This window comes from Cernens ardua (genome assembly GCF_051251085.1).
GTDB classification, from domain to species: Bacteria; Pseudomonadota; Gammaproteobacteria; order Pseudomonadales; family Halomonadaceae; genus Cernens; species Cernens ardua.
The window spans coordinates 139,969-156,982 of sequence record NZ_JBPCZH010000004.1; the positions used below are offsets into that span (position 1 = coordinate 139,969).

Genomic DNA, 17,014 nt, shown 5'->3' on the forward strand with positions numbered 1-17,014 from the left:
TTCTGTCTAGTACAAAAGAAAACGGGGAAGCGATTCTTCCCCGTTTTTTATTTCTATTTTATTGCTACATTAGGCAAGCCCCGGAATGGGGATACCGAAGGTTTGCAGTAACAGAACTACATTGAGCAGCAGAATTATAATGGTGCCTACAACAGCGATCCCTTCGGTAAGAGAACTGTTTTTAAATATGCCCATGATGTCCTGGCGGCGAGTGAAAATCACCAGCGCGATCATTGGGATCGGTAGTGCGAAAGAAAGTACAACCTGACTGACGACCAATGCCCAAGTGGCGTTCACCCCCATACCGATGACAATAAAGGCAGGGAGCATGGTAATAAGGCGACGTAACCAGATAGGGATATGAAATCCGACGAACCCTTGCATGATCATTTGGCCCGCCATGGTCCCCACCACTGAACTGGAAATACCGGAGGCCATGAGTGAGAGCAGGAAGAAAAATGCAGCACCAACGCCTAGCAGGGGCGTCAGGGTATGGTAAGCCGTTTCGATATCGGCGACATCGCTATGCCCCGCATGAAACGCTGCGGCTGATACCATGACCATGGCCATGTTGACCAGCCCGGCGACCAGTAATGCGATTAACACTTCCATGTTCGAAAAACGAATAATTTTCCGACAGTCATTATCGTTATAATTAGGTGCTCGATGTTGTGTTAGCCCCGAATGAATGTATATGGCATGTGGCATCACCGTTGCTCCGATAATACCTACGGCGATCGTCAATGCCTGAGCATCAGGTATTTTGGGTAAAACGGTATGAAGCGCCGCTTGCCCCCAGTTTACGGGAGCAATGAAAACCTCTACCAAATAGCACAACGCAATGACGGCCACCAGCAGGCCAATGACCATTTCAATAGGGCGAAAACCACGGTTTTGTACCAGTAGAATGGCATAAGTGATCACCGCGGTAATGACCATGCCTGTCATCAAAGGCGTATGAAACAAGAGAGAAAGTCCGATAGCTCCACCCAGAAATTCCGCAAGATCAGTAGCCATGGCAGCCACTTCGCTGATAAGCCACATGGCTATAACGATGGGTGTTGGAAAGTGTTCACGACACAGCTCTGCCAGATTTTTCCCTGTGACGATGCCAAGTTTTGCAGAGAGCGCCTGAAAGAGCATGGCGATCAGGTTGGCAACGAGTACGACCCATAGCAATGTGTAGCCATACTGTGCACCGCCTTGAATATTGGTAGCGAAGTTGCCCGGATCCATATAGGCAATGGATGCAATAACAGCAGGGCCCGTAAATAGAAGGGCTGACTTTAGCCGATGCCCCTTCAGCTTGCCTGAGAGCACCGAACGCATTTCACTGGTAGTGCGATCACTCAATGAATTCTGTGTGACCTGATCAGACATGGTATCTCCTCGGGCTGATCTGCCCCGTATTCTACTCACGAATAGAAATTTATTGTTGATATTCGAGGGTATGAATGGCGGTGAATATTAAGTAAACAATCAGGATATAGGCCATACGATAGCCTACTTGTGTCCATGATTAAAGCCAGAGTGTATTTTTTTGTTGTTCATAAAGTTTTTTAACCTTGGTTTATAAAAAGACAGTTTTTAATGATTCATTGTAATGTCATGATTTTAAAAGAGTTATTTTCAAAAAAATGAATTAGTAAAGCGATACGTGTTTTTTTGGCTATTGGATGATGGCGGCAATAGCCTAGGGAAGGGAGTGGGAAAAAGTACCTGGCTGATATCGAAGTGATAAATTAATTAAGTTATCTTTAAGAGAAAGGTTTCTCTGATTTGTCAGATACGATAAGAAATAGGATAATAGGGTGTTAAGCTTCGTTGCTGGTTTCTCGGCGCATTCGATGGCCCGCCTGTTCACTTGCCCACGTGTAGAAGTGGGTGTGTTCCCAGATATATGAATCGATTAAGTAAATTTTAATGATCAGCTTCTTTTATAGCGCCAACAAGACGCGTTCCGCTCTGTTGGTCTGTATCCTTTTTTGTGCCTCTTTGGCTGGCTGTATGCCTGTCAAACTGCCTCAGCTGCCTGATCAAACAGCGCGCTACTGGCAAACACAAACCGGGAATGGCACGGTGCACGCCGATCTCCGCACCTGGTGGAAGGTCTTTAATGATTCCCGACTTAATGGGATTGTCGATACTGCTCTTTCACACAATCTGACCATTCAGCAGGCAACCGAGCGTTTGGCCGGGGTTCGAAATACCAGTAGTCACCTGCATGATCTGTATTTGCCTGATGTAAGCGCCAATGGTGTGCCTGTAGAGGATGCCCGGGCACGTAACTCTTTTTACCATGTCAGCCTGGATGTGACATGGGAATTGGGGCTGTTCGGGAGCTATCAGGGCCAACAGATGAGCGCTGAAGCCGATTTGCGCACAGCGATCAGTGAACGTGATTCTGCCATGGTATCTGTTATCGCAGGGGTAGTGCAGGCGTATTTGAATTTGGGCGTTGCCAATCAGCAGTCAGCGTTATTGAAGCAACAATTGGCCTACGAAACGCAACTGATTCATTTGGGGCAAGTTCGGATCAATAGCCGTGTCGGCTCTCGCGATGCAGTCCAGCAACTTGAGATACAACAGTTGCAGACGCAAGCCGCATTGGCATCATCGCAATTGGAAGTGTCCCATGCGGAGCACACATTGGCTGCCTTATTGGGGCGTGACGAGCCGGATCCGAGCTGGAGTACCATACAGGAGCCACCCGTCCTGCCTGCAGGTTATACACTGGATGCGGTGCCTGCCGATATGCTGCGTACCCGTCCGGATATATTGGCGGCTGAAGCCAATGTCATGAAAGCAGCTGCACAACTGGGTATCGCGCGAGCGGCCTTGTATCCCCAGCTTAATCTGGGTGGATCGATTCTATACTCCTATAACCTGACTGATGACCGGCGTAGTAGTAGTGATATGACACCGTCCATTGGCCCCACCATTAATATTCCGCTATGGAACTGGGGGGCACGTATTGATGAAAGAAATACCCGCAAGCGTGACCTGAAAGCGGCATTGTTGGGGTATCGGCAAGCGGTTGTTGCCGGGGAGTCCGAAGTGGAAAAAAGTCTGGTTTCCATGCGTTATGCCCAGCAGAGGTCAGATGATTTATCTGCCATTCAAAAGATCAATGATGACCGTGTGAGCACCACCCAAAAACGTATCGGATTGGGGTACGCCAACCAATATGATTTGGTGGACGCGAAAATAGATACGCTGAGAGCGAAAAGTGCCCGGATGTTGGCAAATAGCGAGCGTACATTGGCTTTTATTGCGCTATACAAGGCATTGGGTGGGGCGCCGTATAATCAATTGAGCCTACGGGATACGCCATGATCTCGCTCGCTCGGAAAACATTGATTCATGAATGGCGGCGCTTTTTGCCTGTTGTACTGGCTGTCTGTTTTGTTGGTGTCATGTTGGCAGCACAAACGGCCTTGATTCTGGGGATATTTGAAAGTTCGGCAGTGTATGTGAATGCTTCCTCTGCGAATATATGGGTGGGCTCGCCGGGAACGCAAAGTGTCAGTCTGGGTAATAATATTTTGCCTGATGCGAAAATACGCCTGTTGATGGCTCCTGAAGTGGAGCAGGCCGAACCTTTTCTTTGGGTGGATGGTGATTGGCGTAATACGATTCCCAATTCAGGGAGTACGACGATTTATCTGTCAGGTATCAGTGTTTCGCCGAATGCCATGATGTTCTCCAAAATCCTGTCATCAGATAAGCGTGCACGCTTATCTGAATTGGGTAGTGTGATAGTCGATAGAAATGATCTCGATTCTTTGGGTATAAAAGGAGTGGGGGATCATGCATGGATAAATGGGCATCGTGTGCTTGTCGTCGGCACTGTTTCGGGGATGCGGGGGCTCGGTGGAGTGAATATCATCAGCTCCCTGGAGACGGCGGAGATCGTCGGGGACGTGTCCGGAAGTAGCGATGCAACCTTTTATCTGGCAAAAACCAAGCCTGATGTGGATATCGATGCATTGCAACATAGGCTGCAGAAAAGCAATATCGGCGGGCCATTGCAAGTCTGGACGGCAGATCAGCTCTCCAGTGACTCGCAAAATTACTGGTTTTTCGATACCGGTGCCGGGATGGCTGTCATGTTCATGGCGATTATCGTCTGTTTGGTGGGAGCCATTATATCGAATCAGTCTTTTGCCTCTGTAGTCTCTAGTTCCATGCGTGAGTACGCAACATTGAATGCCCTGGGGGCCAGCCGAGGAGCCCTGGCCAAGGTGATTATCGAAGAGTCGTGTCTTGTCGGGCTAGTAGGCCTACTACTGGCAGCTGTTGTAAGTACAATTTTGTTGCTGATCGCCAGTCATGAGAACGTCCCCGTTAACATGACCCCCATGGCTGCCTTGGGGTGTGTGGTGCTGGTTGTATTGATGGCGTTGATGTCGAGTGGCTTGGCGTTACGCAGTGTTCGTCGGACTGACCCCGCTATCCTGTTGCGCTGACAATGAGGAAAAACACAATGTCATCCTTTCAACAGACAACGCAACGGGCAACCAAACAGGGTGTAAACGCATGAGTAACATGGCCGAAAATGCACTTCCTGAACCTACCTTGCTTGCGGATAAGGTATACAAGGCATTTATGTCGGGCTCTGTGGAAGTTCCTGTATTGCAGGGACTATCACTTTCTGTTTTTCCGGGCGAGCTAACGCTGATTTCTGGCCCGTCAGGATGTGGCAAGAGTACGCTGCTATCACTGATGTCGGGATTACAGGCCACGGATGGTGGCAAGGTGTTTGCTTTAGGCCAAGAGCTTACCGGCTTCAAGCGGCGTCAACTCGAGAAGTTTCGCTTGCGGCATACCGGATTCGTGTTTCAGGGATTCAATCTGTTTCCTGCCTTGACGGCTTTGGAACAAATCCAATTGCCATTGGGCTATTTGGGGTTGTCTCGCAAGGAAAGTCTGACGCTTGCCCGGCAGGCCCTGGAAGAGGTGGGTATGTTGCATCGAGCAAACATGCGCCCGGCACAGTTATCTGGTGGTGAGAAACAGCGCGTGGCCGTTGCCCGGGCGATTGCAAAAAAACCATCACTTTTATTTGTTGATGAGCCAACGAGCGCATTGGATGCCGAAAATGGGCAGCGTGTTGTGAAAATTCTCCAGCATTTCGCGCATGCACAAGGCACTACTGTATTGTGCGTCAGCCATGATCCACGATTGATCAACCGCGCTGATCGTGTGGTTTCAATGGAAGATGGTCATATTTCCGATGACCGGAGCCAGAGTCCTGAGTAATGAAGAAAACGATTGAAAAAAACGTGAGTAAAGGATTTTTTCGCACAGTATTGTGGGGTTTGATCCTGGCCGTAGTGCCCGCTGCCCTGCTGGGTTGCTCCCATAGTGCGAGTTCAAACTCGGACAATGGCACATCCCATGATGCCGTATCGGGTAATACGTCACTAATGAACTCCCAACCAGGGGGTGCCCACACCGCTGATTCTTCATTGGGCAATAAAGTGGCCATGGCTCGTGGACGCATTGACGTTCAGGGTGGTTTGATCCATTTGGGTGTAGAAGGGAGCGGTGTAGTGACACAACTTCCTGTAACAGAGGGAGCCAGCGTTCAGAAAGGCGCATTGCTCCTTGCCCAAAATGATGCTGTAGCTAACAGTAATATAGAAGTAGCTGAGGCACGCCTTGCATTGGCAAAACAGCAACAGGCAACGGCGGCGCATCGTTTGACACAGCTACGTGCCAAGTCTTCCAGACTTGAAGCTGCCGCCTCACAAGGGGCTATAGACGATTCGGTAGCGGACGATGCCCAGCAACAATATTTGAATGCACAAGCGGATGCTCAACAGGCCAGCGGTTCATTGTCAGTAGCTCAATCCGAGTTGAATGCAGCCAAAGCACAAAATGCACAACTTGCTTTAAGGGCTCCTGTAGGCGGCACCATTGTTCGTGTTGCTACCCAGCAAGGGGCTTATCTGGAGGCGGGCGCTACCGCAATGACCCTTTTGCCTGCTCGCCCTCTTATTGTGCGGGCCGAATTGAGTGCTGCATTTGTAAATACAGTAAAGCCGGGAATGAAAGCGTCGATAGTATCTGATATGGATGGCGCGATCTCTCAGGACACATTACCTAATGCTCATGTTGTCAATGTGAGCCCTGTGTACGTGAATGCCACACTGCAGGACAGTTCTCAGGTGGGAACTGCTCAGGTTGTGGATTGCATCCTGGCTTTTGACAGCCCCGCGCATGCACGTGTGGGACAAAATGTGATGGTGACTTTCTATGACTAGCAGACATTCACAATTGTCATGTCAGGCTACAGATAATTATTATGAGGCCGTAGGAGCGTGTGATCCTGCAAGTGAAGATATCACATGCGAGTGGGTCATTCAGTGTGATTTCGATGGCACTATCAGCCGTCAGGATGTGACTGATACGTTGCTTGAGCATTACGGGGTTCCCGGTTGGGAAGCCTTTGAAAAAGATTGGGAACGTGGCGAGATCGGTTCCAAAGAGTGTATGCGAGGACAAATTGCATTGCTCGACATGAGTACGACTGATCTTCACCGATGCCTTGATAATATCGAACTTGATCCCAGTTTTATTCGATTTGTTGAGCATGCCAAACGAATGAATATTGCGATTCAGGTTGTGAGTGACGGGTTGGATTATGCCATTCGTTACCTGTTCGAACGTGCGGGTATTACCGGGTTGCAAATCATTGCCAACCACCTCGTCAGGGATAGTGAGCGCCGTTGGCATCTCGAGACCCCATGGGAAAATTCTGTTTGCCCCAGTGCGAATTGTAAATGTCTTACATATCGTAAAGCGCATAACGTGGGCAAAAAGGTATGCTACATCGGAGATGGTAGCTCGGATTATTGTGTCTCCGAACGCGCGGATCTTGTTCTGGCCAAGAAAAAACTGATCGATTACTGTCAGTCTCGTGATATCGCTTTTCAGCCTTTCAATGATTTTGATCAGGCATGGAGCGCCATTGAAGATAATGTGTTGAATCAATCGCAGGAACTGATGGTATGAGTGAGCATGTTTCCTCGGATACCTCATATGACACTGAGGATCATCTCGTTGAGGGTGTCGATACCCCCGAAGCAAATGGGGTTGTTCCTGATTGGGTACAGGAATATGAAATCTGGATGGCTGGAGAAGGGGAACATGCGAGTACGGGTGTTTTACTTATCCATGGGCTTACCGGTACGCCCAATGAAATGCGTATTCTTGCGCGAGGTTTAAATCGTTACGGATTTACTGTGTTTGCGGTCAAGCTGGCTGGACACTGCGGTACTATGGAAGACTTGCTGGCGACCCATTGGGAGGATTGGTTGCGCAGTGTATGTGAGGGTGCCGAGCATCTCATGCAGCATGTCGATAGGCTCGTCGTTGGTGGCTTGTCCATGGGTGCCGTACTTTCCCTTGCATTGGCAGCAGACCGCCCTGATTTGGTCAATGGCGTGATGGCCTTATCAACCACGTTCAAACATGATGGTTGGAGTATTCCCAAGTGGACAATTCCCATGTCTGCTCTGTTACCCGTTATTTATAAAATGGGATTCGCGCGCGATCGAGTATTTTACGAGCACTTCCCCTACGGAGTAATGGATGAATCCTTGCGTGCCCGGCTCGTAAAAAGCATGAACAGTGGTGATAGCTCCGAAGCAGGGCTACCGGGTAACCCATGGTGGTCTGTTGCTGAAATGATGGAATTTTCCCATCGCACTCAACGTCGGCTTGATAGGGTGGAAGCACCTTGTCTGGTCATGCACGCGCGCCATGATGATATTTCTTCCATGAACAATGCATTGACTATCCTCAAAAAGGCCAAAAATGCACCTGTCACCGTAGTGATTCTGAATAATAGTTATCACATGATCACGGTGGATCGTGACCGCCGTGAAGTCATTTCAGCAACGATTGACTTTGTAACCTCGATCGCTGCAGACCCGTTGGTCGTTCGGAGAAAATCATCATGAGCCATGGCGGTTTATGGGTTCTATTATGGCTCTTGAACGTAGTGCTTGACTCTTGTGGCCAGCTGGCATTCAAGGCGGCAGCCAGTGACCCTGACACCGGAGATGGGCTAGTGCGATGGAAAAACATGCTATCGCGGCCCTGGCTCTGGATCGGTATTATTTCGTATGTTGTCGAATTTCTTGTCTGGGTTGCTTTCCTGTCACTGGTGCCGCTTTCATTGGGTGTCCTGTTGGGGTCTATCAATATTGTTGGCATCATGATTCTTGGGCGCATCCTGTTTAAGGAACATCTGACGCCGATGCGTGTGATTGGAATATTATTGATCACAGCGGGTGTTGCCGTTGTCAGTATTCAGACATAAATATCATCAAGAACCTGGGCCTGGCACTGGATGCTTTTGACATCGATAGTTTGAAAAGGCCGAGTAAATTTTAAAAGGTAATAACCCCAGAACATGAAACGCTTTTATCTGCTTGGATTCCTGGTACTGTTGATATTTGATACATTGGCGCAGGTGAGTTTCAAATTGGCGGGTGATCATGCATTGCCACTTGATCTGTCCATGGCATGGTTGGATCGCCTTTTCGGATATCCATGGATTTATGGCGCTTTTGTGGGGTATATAGGTTCATTCTTTACTTGGATGACCATCCTTAAGCATGCTCCTATTGGCCCTGCTTTCGCCGCATCTCACCTTGAACTTGTGTCGGTTATCTTTGTATCCATTATTTTTTTGGGCGAACCCTTCCATTGGACACAAGGAGTTGGGGCTTTGCTGATCATAGGGGGTATCTGTTGCCTGGCTGTGAGCGAAACCCAGGAAGAAGGTCCTTCTTCAGCTGATGGTTCTCCTTCCAAAATATAATGAGTGACCTGACAGGCGCCCTGAATGACCTATTCCCCGAAGAGCGTGTCTTCATATAACGCCCGGCGTGAACCGCCCCCTACTGCAGGCTTGCCTCTTCAGCTTTCTGATTGGCTCCCAGCCTCTGCTTACCTTGAATCAGCGTTGGCTGAGTTCATCGGTGTCGGGGAAGCATTGGTTTCATGTTCCGGCACAGCGGCACTGGTGGCGGCGCTGGAAGCCCTGATGGCCCGAGCACCAGAACGGCTTGACGTGATAGTGCCTGCCTACACTTGCCCACTTGTTCCGCTGGCTATTGCTCATTGCGGCCTCACAACGGTGTTATGTGATATTGAGCCGGAGACATTCAATTTCGATTTGGAAGCTCTTGAACGATTGTGTGGCGCCAATACGCTGGCGGTGATTCCCACCCATTATGGGGGTAGGGTCAGCGCAGTTTTGCCTGCTGTAGAAATAGCACACGCTGCAGGGGCTTGGGTGATTGAAGATGCCGCTCAGTCACTGGGTGCTAAAATCGATGGTTGTAGTGTTGGGTTGGCAGGCGACATCGGTTTTTTCAGCCTGGCAGTCGGGAAAGGGCTTACTCTCTTTGAAGGGGGTGTTCTCGTTTCCAAAACACCCGCCCTGCTTGCCGAGTGTCGAGCTCGCTTGTTCCACCAATATCACCCCCCACATTGGCGCCAGCGTTTGCGTGGTTATGTATGGGATTGGCAGCGTACCTTTGAGCTGCTGGCCTACACGGTTGTTTATCGGCCTGCCTTGTTACGTTGGGTTTATGCGCGTCCGGTCCGCAAGGCATTGGCACACAATGACTTGATTGATGCGGCGGGTGATGACTTTTCTCGCGATATACCACTACACCGAGTTGGTTCCATACGCAAAACAATAGGTTATCACGCGCTCAAGCGTTTGCCTCAATGGCTTCACCAGTTGCGCCAACAGGGGCAAGAACGTTATCACAGGTTGCTTCAGCTGGAAGGTATTCATGTTTATGGAGACCACCTCCAGCAGACTATGGCTGAAGCGATAGCAACGACAGAAGCGTCAACGCATACTGAGATACAAGCAGAAGGGGCATGGCCATTCATCATGATTCTGATGCCTTCGAATAAAGCGCGTGACTGGTTGATAGAGCGAAGTTGGGGCGCGGGTCTGGGAACAAGCCTCATGTTTGTGCATGCTATGCCTGATTATGAGGCATATCGCGATATCATTGCTGATGCCGCGCCTGATGATTTTCCCGGTGCTCGTGAAATCGCTTCCCGAATGGTGGTTATCAGTAATAGTCCATGGATGACCGATGTGCGTTTTGAAGCGCTGTGCTCGCTTATCAGGAAAGCGATATCAGTGACAAAGGCAAGTTAAATCATAGAGTTGGAGCATCACCTTTTCCTGTGCCTGATTTACACAATTATCCACTTCCTGCCTGAGAAGACCCTCTCGTGCGCTTTCCTGTGCCATTTGTTTTAAATGTCATGGTCTTGAATATTCATGTTCCTGGATACCCAGTCCAAGAAGACGTGTTGGCCTGAATATTGCCTAAGATAAATAATGCTGATGTATTTGGTTTAGACATTATCAAGAAGAGTCTTGATTATGCATATTTCCTTACAAACATTTCTCGACGTAACAGAACATGCCAATGGACTTCAGGATTGGCAGCAAGAATATTGTCAGCTTGAAGCAGGTTTTTATTCGGGGCAAACCGTAGATATTCGGTGGGGTAAGCTTCGTTTGTTTCGTGAAAAGGCCAATCTTGCTGTTACCCAGAAAATCCACTTTCCTGATCATCAGCAGCACATTGCTATTCCCCTCGTGCAGACCAAGGGCGGACTCTTCAAAAACAATGCGCTGTCACTTTTCCCGCATGCACACTCGTTTCGCGCATATGCACCTTCCAACTACGATGTCCTGATCTTGTCGGTTGAACGTCAGAAATATCCCTTTCTGGGACACAATGCTCATCAAATGCGTGTACTTTCGATAGATGCGGAGACATTCACACTGGTAAAGAATGAGTGGCAGGCGTTGACGGATTACGTTCGGACTCAACATTTTGTCGAAGAGAATTTATATGATGTTTTCATGCGAAAAATCGAAGATGGCATTGCATTGCTGCTTGAACAGCAATGCAACATGGACAGAGATGAGTCTTACTATGGGACACGCCGTTATATCGTTGATCATTGCCAGGCGATGATCGAAGCATCTCCTCATGCACCTCCTTCCCTGATGCAGCTGTGTCGGCAATTGAAAATCTCCCGCAGGACGCTGCAGTATAGCTTTGAGTCGGAGGCAAACTGTACGCCGTTGCACTATATTCGTGCGCTGCGACTGAATGCCGTACGTCGTCGGCTACTGAGTTCAGAACAGCCTACCACGGTCATATCGGCAGCGGCGGAACAGGGGTTCTTTCATCAAAGTTATTTTACGCGCATTTATCAGCAGCACTTTTCCGAGACACCCAGTCAGACGATAAAGCGTGCTCAGGCAGAATATAATGCCTGAGCAACGTTCCATTTTCCTGATCTGTAATCTGCCGCAATCGAAGTCAGAATCGGCTGAATTTATAGGGGGAAGGGTCTACCAAAGGGGGCATGCCACTCACCAGATCCGCTGCCAACTGACCTGCCGCCGGTGATGTTCCGAAACCATGACCGGAAAAGCCTGTTGCAATGGTCAGGCCACTCATTTGATCGATAGTATCAATGACAGGGTTGGAATCAGGAGTAACGTCAATTACTCCAGCCCACGATTCCTTTATCCATGCTGAAGAGAATTGAGGCCATGCATGGGTTAAATTCGTCATGGCCTGACGATTTAATTGCTCATTGGGTGAAGGGTCCATCGTCCTCACTTTCTCAAAGGGAGTGATGTGGTCTTTTGTCCAATGCCGTGCCCTCAGCAGATCCTCCCAAGTGAATGCCCCCAACGATATATTCAAATAGTCGCGTTGTGTTTTTAGCGCATCAAGATATTTTCTTCCCAGGATGAGGTGATCGAGCGTCAAAGGCGCATCCAGCTTGCCTCGTTGAGTCACGATATAGCCCCCATCCCGGTGTTTTCTGAAAGAGAAATCCGATGCACCCACCGCACTTAAAGTTGGGCCATCTAGCGCATTTGTTCTACAGACAGAGCATACCAGCGGGAGGGTGGGAAGGGAGATACCCAGATTACCGAGAAAGCGCCGAGACCATAATCCACCAGTAAGGAGTACCTGTTCGCAGAGAATTTCCCCATGTTCGGTAATAACGCCCGAGACTTTGCCACCTTGTGTCGACAGCGTACGCACGGCACAGTGCTCAACAATAACGGCGCCTTTTTTCTGAGCGGCATCGGCTATCGCACTGGCTGCCAATGTGGGCTCGGCATACCCGTCACTCGGGGTGTATAGTCCAGAAGCCCACGGTTCATGACTACCGGGGATATGTTCTGCAACTTCCCTGCTGGACAGCAATGTGGCGTCTAACCCAAGCGACTCTACATTATTTAGCCAGGTCTGTTGCTGTTGTGTTTCCTGTTCATTACGCGCAACAAAGACAATCCCCGCCTGACGATAACCCACGTCATGCCCGGTTCTTTCTGCCATCTGAGACCATAGTGTGTCCGCCGCGAGGGAGAGAGGAATATCTTCAGGCAAACGATTGGTTTTTCGGACCCAACCCAAATTACGGGAAGACTGTTCCGCAGCAATTCGCCCTTTTTCTATCACTAGTACAGGGATGTTCCGTTCTGCAAGATTGAGAGCTGCTGTCAGCCCTACTATCCCTCCCCCAATGATAACAACAGTTGTGCTTCGAGGGATGACATCAGATGTAGTTACTGGACGTGTTTGAGGGGCCATCTTATTTATCCTTCGATTGAATTTAGTGTAATACCGGGCTATTCCACAGGTTGAGGGGAACCCCGATATTGTGCTCAAGCGCATTCCTGTAAATACGGGTGCCCCAGGCCACATCTTCTACAGGCATACCGCCCACTGACATGATGATGACTTCCTCTTCATTCTGACGTCCCTGTTGTGCTCCAGCTACTATCGCGCCCAAATCCTCGAGTTCTGCTCGTGCCACTTTTCCACTCTCAAGCATGTCCATAAATTGCACGCCCACCAATGGAATATGCATGTGGGCAGGTTTAGGAACTTCCTCATACCAGGCTTCATAAAGGCGTGTGTTATCCATGACCTTTCTAACCCCCGGCCCCGCCATGGTTTCATCCATATTGCATGCCGCAGGCATGGCCAAGAAAGCGCCGGGCTTAATCCATTCCCTGCGTAATTCGGGATAAAGTGAAGGGTCACCGGTAGGCGTAGAGGTGCAGTAGGCGACAATATCAGCATCGCGTACGACGTTTTCAATGCTGTCTACCGCGTGGATTGTATGGATCTGTGGGTAATGGGTTTTCACCCAATCGATGAACGCCACAAGGCTTTTTTCACTGCGGCCTTTTATCTTTAAGGTATCCAGCTGAGGACACTCCGCAATGAAGGCACTTAATGAAGTTTTCGCCATGACTCCCGGGCCCAATAAGCCAATAACCCGAGCTTCCTTGCGGGCCAGATAACGTGCACCCACACCGGGAATGGCCCCTGTTCTGTAGGCAGAAAGAAGGTTGGCAGACATGAAGGCCAAGGGTGCACTGGTGACGGCGTCGCTGAGTATAAACATCAGGATGGAGCGGGGGAGCCCTTTATCTCGATTTTCTATATTGGAGCCATACCACTTGACGCCCGAGGTTTGAAAATTGCCTCCCAGATAAGCAGGCATTGCCATAAAACGGCGGTCGGCTGTAGGTTTTGGCATTGTGGGAAACGGCGAGTTTTCGGGGAAAGTGACCATGGCACCATGCGAATCGCTATTCGGGCCGGCCATCCGGTAGTCCCCTTGGTAAAGCAAAGCGAACATTTCTTCCATGGTATCGATGCAAGATGCCATGTTGGTAACACCCGCACGAATCATGTCGGGTTCAGAAAGATATATAAAATCTATTTTTGTATTTAGAGACATTTTTATCGCCTTGTTTTATCTCACTTTGTCGTACTGCTCACGTTGAAAACATGGTTAACGCACGCATAACCGCTCACAGTTTTTACTTCAGTGAGTGTGGTGAGAAGTAATAACTGCTTCAAGGTATTTGCATGCCTGTTGCCGATATGTGCTAGCACATATCGGCAACAGGAAAGAATACGTATTGCGGAAATGGCGGATATCTCAAACACTGAAAAGGCTTATAAATATAGAAAAATATGCGTTATTTAATAATAACCAATGCCCTTAAAATCTTGGATTGACTCTCATTATTTAAATAAAAGAAGAGAGGGGCGCATCTATCAGGAGAGGTATTGTGTAATGTCTGAGAATAATAAAAATGCTCATGGGCAATTGCGCAAAGGTTCCATTGGCATGGCTCATATTGTCTTTTTTGTTGTGGCTGCTGCGGCTCCCATGACAGCTGTAGTGGGCGCAACACCTCCTGCATTTGCCTTCGGCAATGGTGCGGGTGTCCCCGGAGCCTTTATCATTGCCGGCATTCTTTATCTGCTCTTTTCCCGTCCATTTACGACGATGTCTCTCTATATCGAGCAGGCAGGGGCATTCTATGAATATGTCACACGTGGTTTGGGCCGGGTAATGGGATGCGCCAGTGCCACCATTGCGGTAGTGGCCTATTTCGCCATCCAGTTAAGTATCTATGCGCTTTTTGGTGTATTCATGTCCGGTGTAATTGGGCATCTCGGTATCGATTGCCCATGGTGGCTATGTGCCTTGGTCGCATTGGCTGCTGTTATTTTGTTGGGAATGCGAAACATCGAAGTATCAGGGCGAATCCTTGGCCTCTGTATGATCGGGGAGCTCCTGATATTACTATTTCTGGACATCGCCATTGTATTGAAAGGGGGGCATCCCCAAGGCATTAGCTGGGCAGGATTCCGTCCATCGGAAGTGTTTACCCCAGGATTGGGAGCATCCATGGTTTTTGTATTGGGGGCTTATGTAGGTTTTGAAGCGACCGCTATCTTCTCTGAAGAAGCTAAAAACCCAAAGAAAACCATTCCACGTGCCACTTATATTGCTGTGTTGCTGATAACCGGTTTTTATGCGCTGTCAACATGGGCTATCGTACAGTATTACGGTGTTTCCAACGTTCAACATATTGCCGCTTCTTCACTCGACAACTTTTATTTCAATGCGGCCCGCGCCCTCTTGGGAGACTGGTCAGTTGAAGTCATGAATATTTTATTATTAACCAGCTTATTTGCCTGTTTATTATCCTTTCATAATACATTAAACCGTTATTTTTATTCTTTTGGTCAACGCGTTAATGCTTGGCGGGTGTTGGGTAAAATCCATGTCCGCCATGGGTCTCCCTACATTGCTGGATACGTTCAGGCAGGTATCGTACTTGCCATCATCATCGTTTTCTCTCTCCTTCATTCTGATCCATATGCTTTCGTTTTTCCTCTCATGTCGGCCTTGGCGGTATTGGCTATCGTCACTGTTCAAATACTTGTGATGGTATCGGCCGTTGTCTTTTTTCGGCGAATTGCACACCCCCATTCATTAATGACTACGACTTTTTTACCCATATTAGCGCTTATTGGGCTTGTGACTGCTTGGGAATTACTGGTCTCCAATCTGGGGTTACTGACAGGGAGTAAAGGTCTTCTGGTGATGAGCCTACCGTGGCTGGTAATTGGTGCGGGGCTGCTGGGAGGTGTTTTTGCATCTTTCTTCGGAAAGAGAAGCAATACCCCGCTGACAGAGCTACATAATCATTAATTACTGAAATAACCCTAAATATATCAACAATAATACTTTTCTTTTGGGTGCCATCATGAAATTGAATATGCGTATTAGCGTTATTATTTCATTCATGTCTTCTTTAGCGGTAGTGACACATGCACATGCTTATACCCTTTTCGAGAGTCCTGCGACCACGCTTAACCTTGATATAAATGGTGTGGTAGGCGCATTTCACAGCCAAAAAGGGTATTCACAAATTGCAAGTGCGGATAGTGCCCGCGATTGGCAAGAAGGTTATATCAACTATGGCCTGGGGCTGAATCATCTGTTCGGACGAAATAAATCTTCGTTATATGAGAAGTTAAGCTGGACCACTAGTACTACGCTAGGACAGGGAGATGCTGCACATTTCACCAATGGCCATGAGCATGATACGGGCCTGGAGGAAGCTTTCATTGGGTGGAAATCCGGCTCATTAATTCCTTTCCTTGGAGAGGATGGCATTGACGTTTCTGCCGGACGGCAAAGCATTCAGGTGGGCGATGGCTTTTTGATTGCAGGCGATTCACTCAACTTTGGGAAAGGGGCCTTGAATGGATCGCTGAATCGTGGCGGGGCTTATTATCTGGCAGCCCGCAAGGCTTTTGCCAACACCGCTGTTGTGCGCTTGGGTGGTAGCATGGGATGGCGTGGAGATCTCATGTGGCTGAAATCCAATAATGCTGCACAAGCAAAGCCGCAAATGTTTGTGGGTACGCTTGAACATGTCGCTGATCAGGGAACGTTGGGATTTGACTATATCAACGTTTTTAATGACAGCAGGCATTATGGCAGTGAGCTGTATCCTGATAGAGATCACACAAAAGTCTATTCCGTGCGTGGTCAGGGGAATGCCGGCGTTAAGCCACTATTTCTCTCAGCTCAATATGCTTACGAAGATACCGGGGCCGCGACACACAAAAAGCAAAGTGCCTGGTATGTTGAGTCAGGCTGGACGTTTTCTCAGCTTCCCTGGACACCTTACATCAGCTACCGGTTCAGTCGTTTTTCTTCCGGATATGATCCTCTCTTCTACGGCGATACTCGTGCTCTGGGTACGTGGTTCCAGGGTGAGGTCGCGTCCAACTACGCAGGCCCCTTTAACTCAAATGCGCGTATCCAGCAGATAGGTTTGACCGTAACGCCTAATGAGGCTCTAACACTAGGCCTGTTGGGCTATCGATTCAACACGATTAATAAACGGTCCGGGCCAAATCTGGATGCCACGGAATGGGATCTCTATGCGAACTGGGTGATTAATAAACACTGGTGGGTGATGCCTTTGATTGGGCGCTACTCCCCCCATAAAAGCGCGAGCGAGGGTGGGTCCCAGTTAGGCAGTTCACATGCGAATATTTATACACAATTACTGGTCGGTTTTAATTTTTAATTGATT

General features: G+C 48.8%; 15 protein-coding genes. 12 read left to right on the forward strand and 3 right to left on the reverse strand.

All coding sequences use genetic code 11. The annotated features are described in order from the left end of the window. Positions 1–69: 69 nt before the first annotated feature. Positions 70–1,380, reverse strand: coding sequence for an Nramp family divalent metal transporter (locus LMG33818_RS08660; RefSeq protein WP_442322977.1), 1,311 nt, complete (start codon positions 1,378–1,380; stop codon positions 70–72). Positions 1,381–1,923: 543 nt separating this feature from the next. On the opposite strand from LMG33818_RS08660, the gene LMG33818_RS08665 reads away from it, so the two are divergent. The 10 genes from LMG33818_RS08665 (at position 1,924) to LMG33818_RS08710 (ending at position 11,344) form a co-directional block, all read left to right on the forward strand. Next, positions 1,924–3,336, forward strand: a complete 1,413-nt coding sequence (locus tag LMG33818_RS08665; protein ID WP_442322978.1) for an efflux transporter outer membrane subunit — start codon at positions 1,924–1,926, stop codon at positions 3,334–3,336. Next, positions 3,333–4,469, forward strand: coding sequence for an ABC transporter permease (locus LMG33818_RS08670; protein ID WP_442322979.1), 1,137 nt, complete (start codon positions 3,333–3,335; stop codon positions 4,467–4,469). Before LMG33818_RS08665 ends, LMG33818_RS08670 begins: the two co-directional genes overlap by 4 nt. A gap of 70 nt (positions 4,470–4,539) precedes the next feature. Continuing rightward, positions 4,540–5,262 carry an ABC transporter ATP-binding protein gene (locus LMG33818_RS08675; protein ID WP_442322980.1) on the forward strand — a complete coding sequence of 241 codons (723 nt, stop codon included), beginning with the start codon at positions 4,540–4,542 and terminating at the stop codon, positions 5,260–5,262. 23 nt (positions 5,263–5,285) lie between these two features. After that, positions 5,286–6,269 (forward strand): HlyD family secretion protein, encoded by a 984-nt coding sequence (locus LMG33818_RS08680; RefSeq protein ID WP_442322981.1) that lies wholly within the window; start codon positions 5,286–5,288, stop codon positions 6,267–6,269. Then, positions 6,262–7,020: an MtnX-like HAD-IB family phosphatase gene (locus LMG33818_RS08685; protein ID WP_442322982.1), complete on the forward strand. Its 759-nt coding sequence runs from the start codon at positions 6,262–6,264 to the stop codon at positions 7,018–7,020. The genes LMG33818_RS08680 and LMG33818_RS08685 overlap by 8 nt, the downstream gene beginning before the upstream one ends. Then, positions 7,017–7,970, forward strand: coding sequence for an alpha/beta hydrolase (locus LMG33818_RS08690; RefSeq protein WP_442322983.1), 954 nt, complete (start codon positions 7,017–7,019; stop codon positions 7,968–7,970). Before LMG33818_RS08685 ends, LMG33818_RS08690 begins: the two co-directional genes overlap by 4 nt. Further along, positions 7,967–8,332: an EamA family transporter gene (locus LMG33818_RS08695; RefSeq protein WP_442322984.1), complete on the forward strand. Its 366-nt coding sequence runs from the start codon at positions 7,967–7,969 to the stop codon at positions 8,330–8,332. Before LMG33818_RS08690 ends, LMG33818_RS08695 begins: the two co-directional genes overlap by 4 nt. 93 nt (positions 8,333–8,425) lie before the next feature. Then, positions 8,426–8,836 (forward strand): DMT family transporter, encoded by a 411-nt coding sequence (locus LMG33818_RS08700; RefSeq protein ID WP_442322985.1) that lies wholly within the window; start codon positions 8,426–8,428, stop codon positions 8,834–8,836. A gap of 24 nt (positions 8,837–8,860) precedes the next feature. Beyond that, complete coding sequence (locus tag LMG33818_RS08705; protein ID WP_442322986.1) at positions 8,861–10,201, forward strand: DegT/DnrJ/EryC1/StrS family aminotransferase; 1,341 nt, start codon at positions 8,861–8,863, stop codon at positions 10,199–10,201. Positions 10,202–10,432: 231 nt separating this feature from the next. Next, on the forward strand, positions 10,433–11,344 hold the full coding sequence (locus LMG33818_RS08710) for a helix-turn-helix domain-containing protein (RefSeq protein WP_442322987.1): 912 nt from the start codon (positions 10,433–10,435) through the stop codon (positions 11,342–11,344). 43 nt (positions 11,345–11,387) lie between these two features. On the opposite strand, the gene LMG33818_RS08715 is transcribed toward LMG33818_RS08710, so the two are convergent. Together LMG33818_RS08715 and LMG33818_RS08720 are read right to left on the reverse strand one after the other, a co-directional pair. Further along, positions 11,388–12,680, reverse strand: coding sequence for an NAD(P)/FAD-dependent oxidoreductase (locus LMG33818_RS08715; RefSeq protein ID WP_442322988.1), 1,293 nt, complete (start codon positions 12,678–12,680; stop codon positions 11,388–11,390). Positions 12,681–12,702: 22 nt separating this feature from the next. Further along, positions 12,703–13,842, reverse strand: coding sequence for an ornithine cyclodeaminase family protein (locus tag LMG33818_RS08720; RefSeq protein ID WP_442322989.1), 1,140 nt, complete (start codon positions 13,840–13,842; stop codon positions 12,703–12,705). 342 nt (positions 13,843–14,184) lie between these two features. On the opposite strand from LMG33818_RS08720, the gene LMG33818_RS08725 reads away from it, so the two are divergent. Together LMG33818_RS08725 and LMG33818_RS08730 are read left to right on the forward strand one after the other, a co-directional pair. Further along, entirely contained in the window at positions 14,185–15,615 is a 1,431-nt protein-coding gene (locus LMG33818_RS08725; RefSeq protein WP_442322990.1) for an APC family permease, read from the forward strand. Positions 15,616–15,670: 55 nt separating this feature from the next. Then, on the forward strand, positions 15,671–17,008 hold the full coding sequence (locus LMG33818_RS08730; RefSeq protein ID WP_442322991.1) for an alginate export family protein: 1,338 nt from the start codon (positions 15,671–15,673) through the stop codon (positions 17,006–17,008). Positions 17,009–17,014 lie beyond the last annotated feature (6 nt).

Coding starts and splice junctions, on each gene's coding strand:
- LMG33818_RS08660 (WP_442322977.1), bottom strand. CDS start 1,380: ATGTCTGATCAGGTCACACAGAATTCATTGAGTGATCGCACTACCAGT.
- LMG33818_RS08665 (WP_442322978.1), top strand. CDS start 1,924: ATGATCAGCTTCTTTTATAGCGCCAACAAGACGCGTTCCGCTCTGTTG.
- LMG33818_RS08670 (WP_442322979.1), top strand. CDS start 3,333: ATGATCTCGCTCGCTCGGAAAACATTGATTCATGAATGGCGGCGCTTT.
- LMG33818_RS08675 (WP_442322980.1), top strand. CDS start 4,540: ATGAGTAACATGGCCGAAAATGCACTTCCTGAACCTACCTTGCTTGCG.
- LMG33818_RS08685 (WP_442322982.1), top strand. CDS start 6,262: ATGACTAGCAGACATTCACAATTGTCATGTCAGGCTACAGATAATTAT.
- LMG33818_RS08690 (WP_442322983.1), top strand. CDS start 7,017: ATGAGTGAGCATGTTTCCTCGGATACCTCATATGACACTGAGGATCAT.
- LMG33818_RS08695 (WP_442322984.1), top strand. CDS start 7,967: ATGAGCCATGGCGGTTTATGGGTTCTATTATGGCTCTTGAACGTAGTG.
- LMG33818_RS08700 (WP_442322985.1), top strand. CDS start 8,426: ATGAAACGCTTTTATCTGCTTGGATTCCTGGTACTGTTGATATTTGAT.
- LMG33818_RS08705 (WP_442322986.1), top strand. CDS start 8,861: ATGACCTATTCCCCGAAGAGCGTGTCTTCATATAACGCCCGGCGTGAA.
- LMG33818_RS08710 (WP_442322987.1), top strand. CDS start 10,433: ATGCATATTTCCTTACAAACATTTCTCGACGTAACAGAACATGCCAAT.
- LMG33818_RS08715 (WP_442322988.1), bottom strand. CDS start 12,680: ATGGCCCCTCAAACACGTCCAGTAACTACATCTGATGTCATCCCTCGA.
- LMG33818_RS08720 (WP_442322989.1), bottom strand. CDS start 13,842: ATGTCTCTAAATACAAAAATAGATTTTATATATCTTTCTGAACCCGAC.
- LMG33818_RS08725 (WP_442322990.1), top strand. CDS start 14,185: ATGTCTGAGAATAATAAAAATGCTCATGGGCAATTGCGCAAAGGTTCC.
- LMG33818_RS08730 (WP_442322991.1), top strand. CDS start 15,671: ATGAAATTGAATATGCGTATTAGCGTTATTATTTCATTCATGTCTTCT.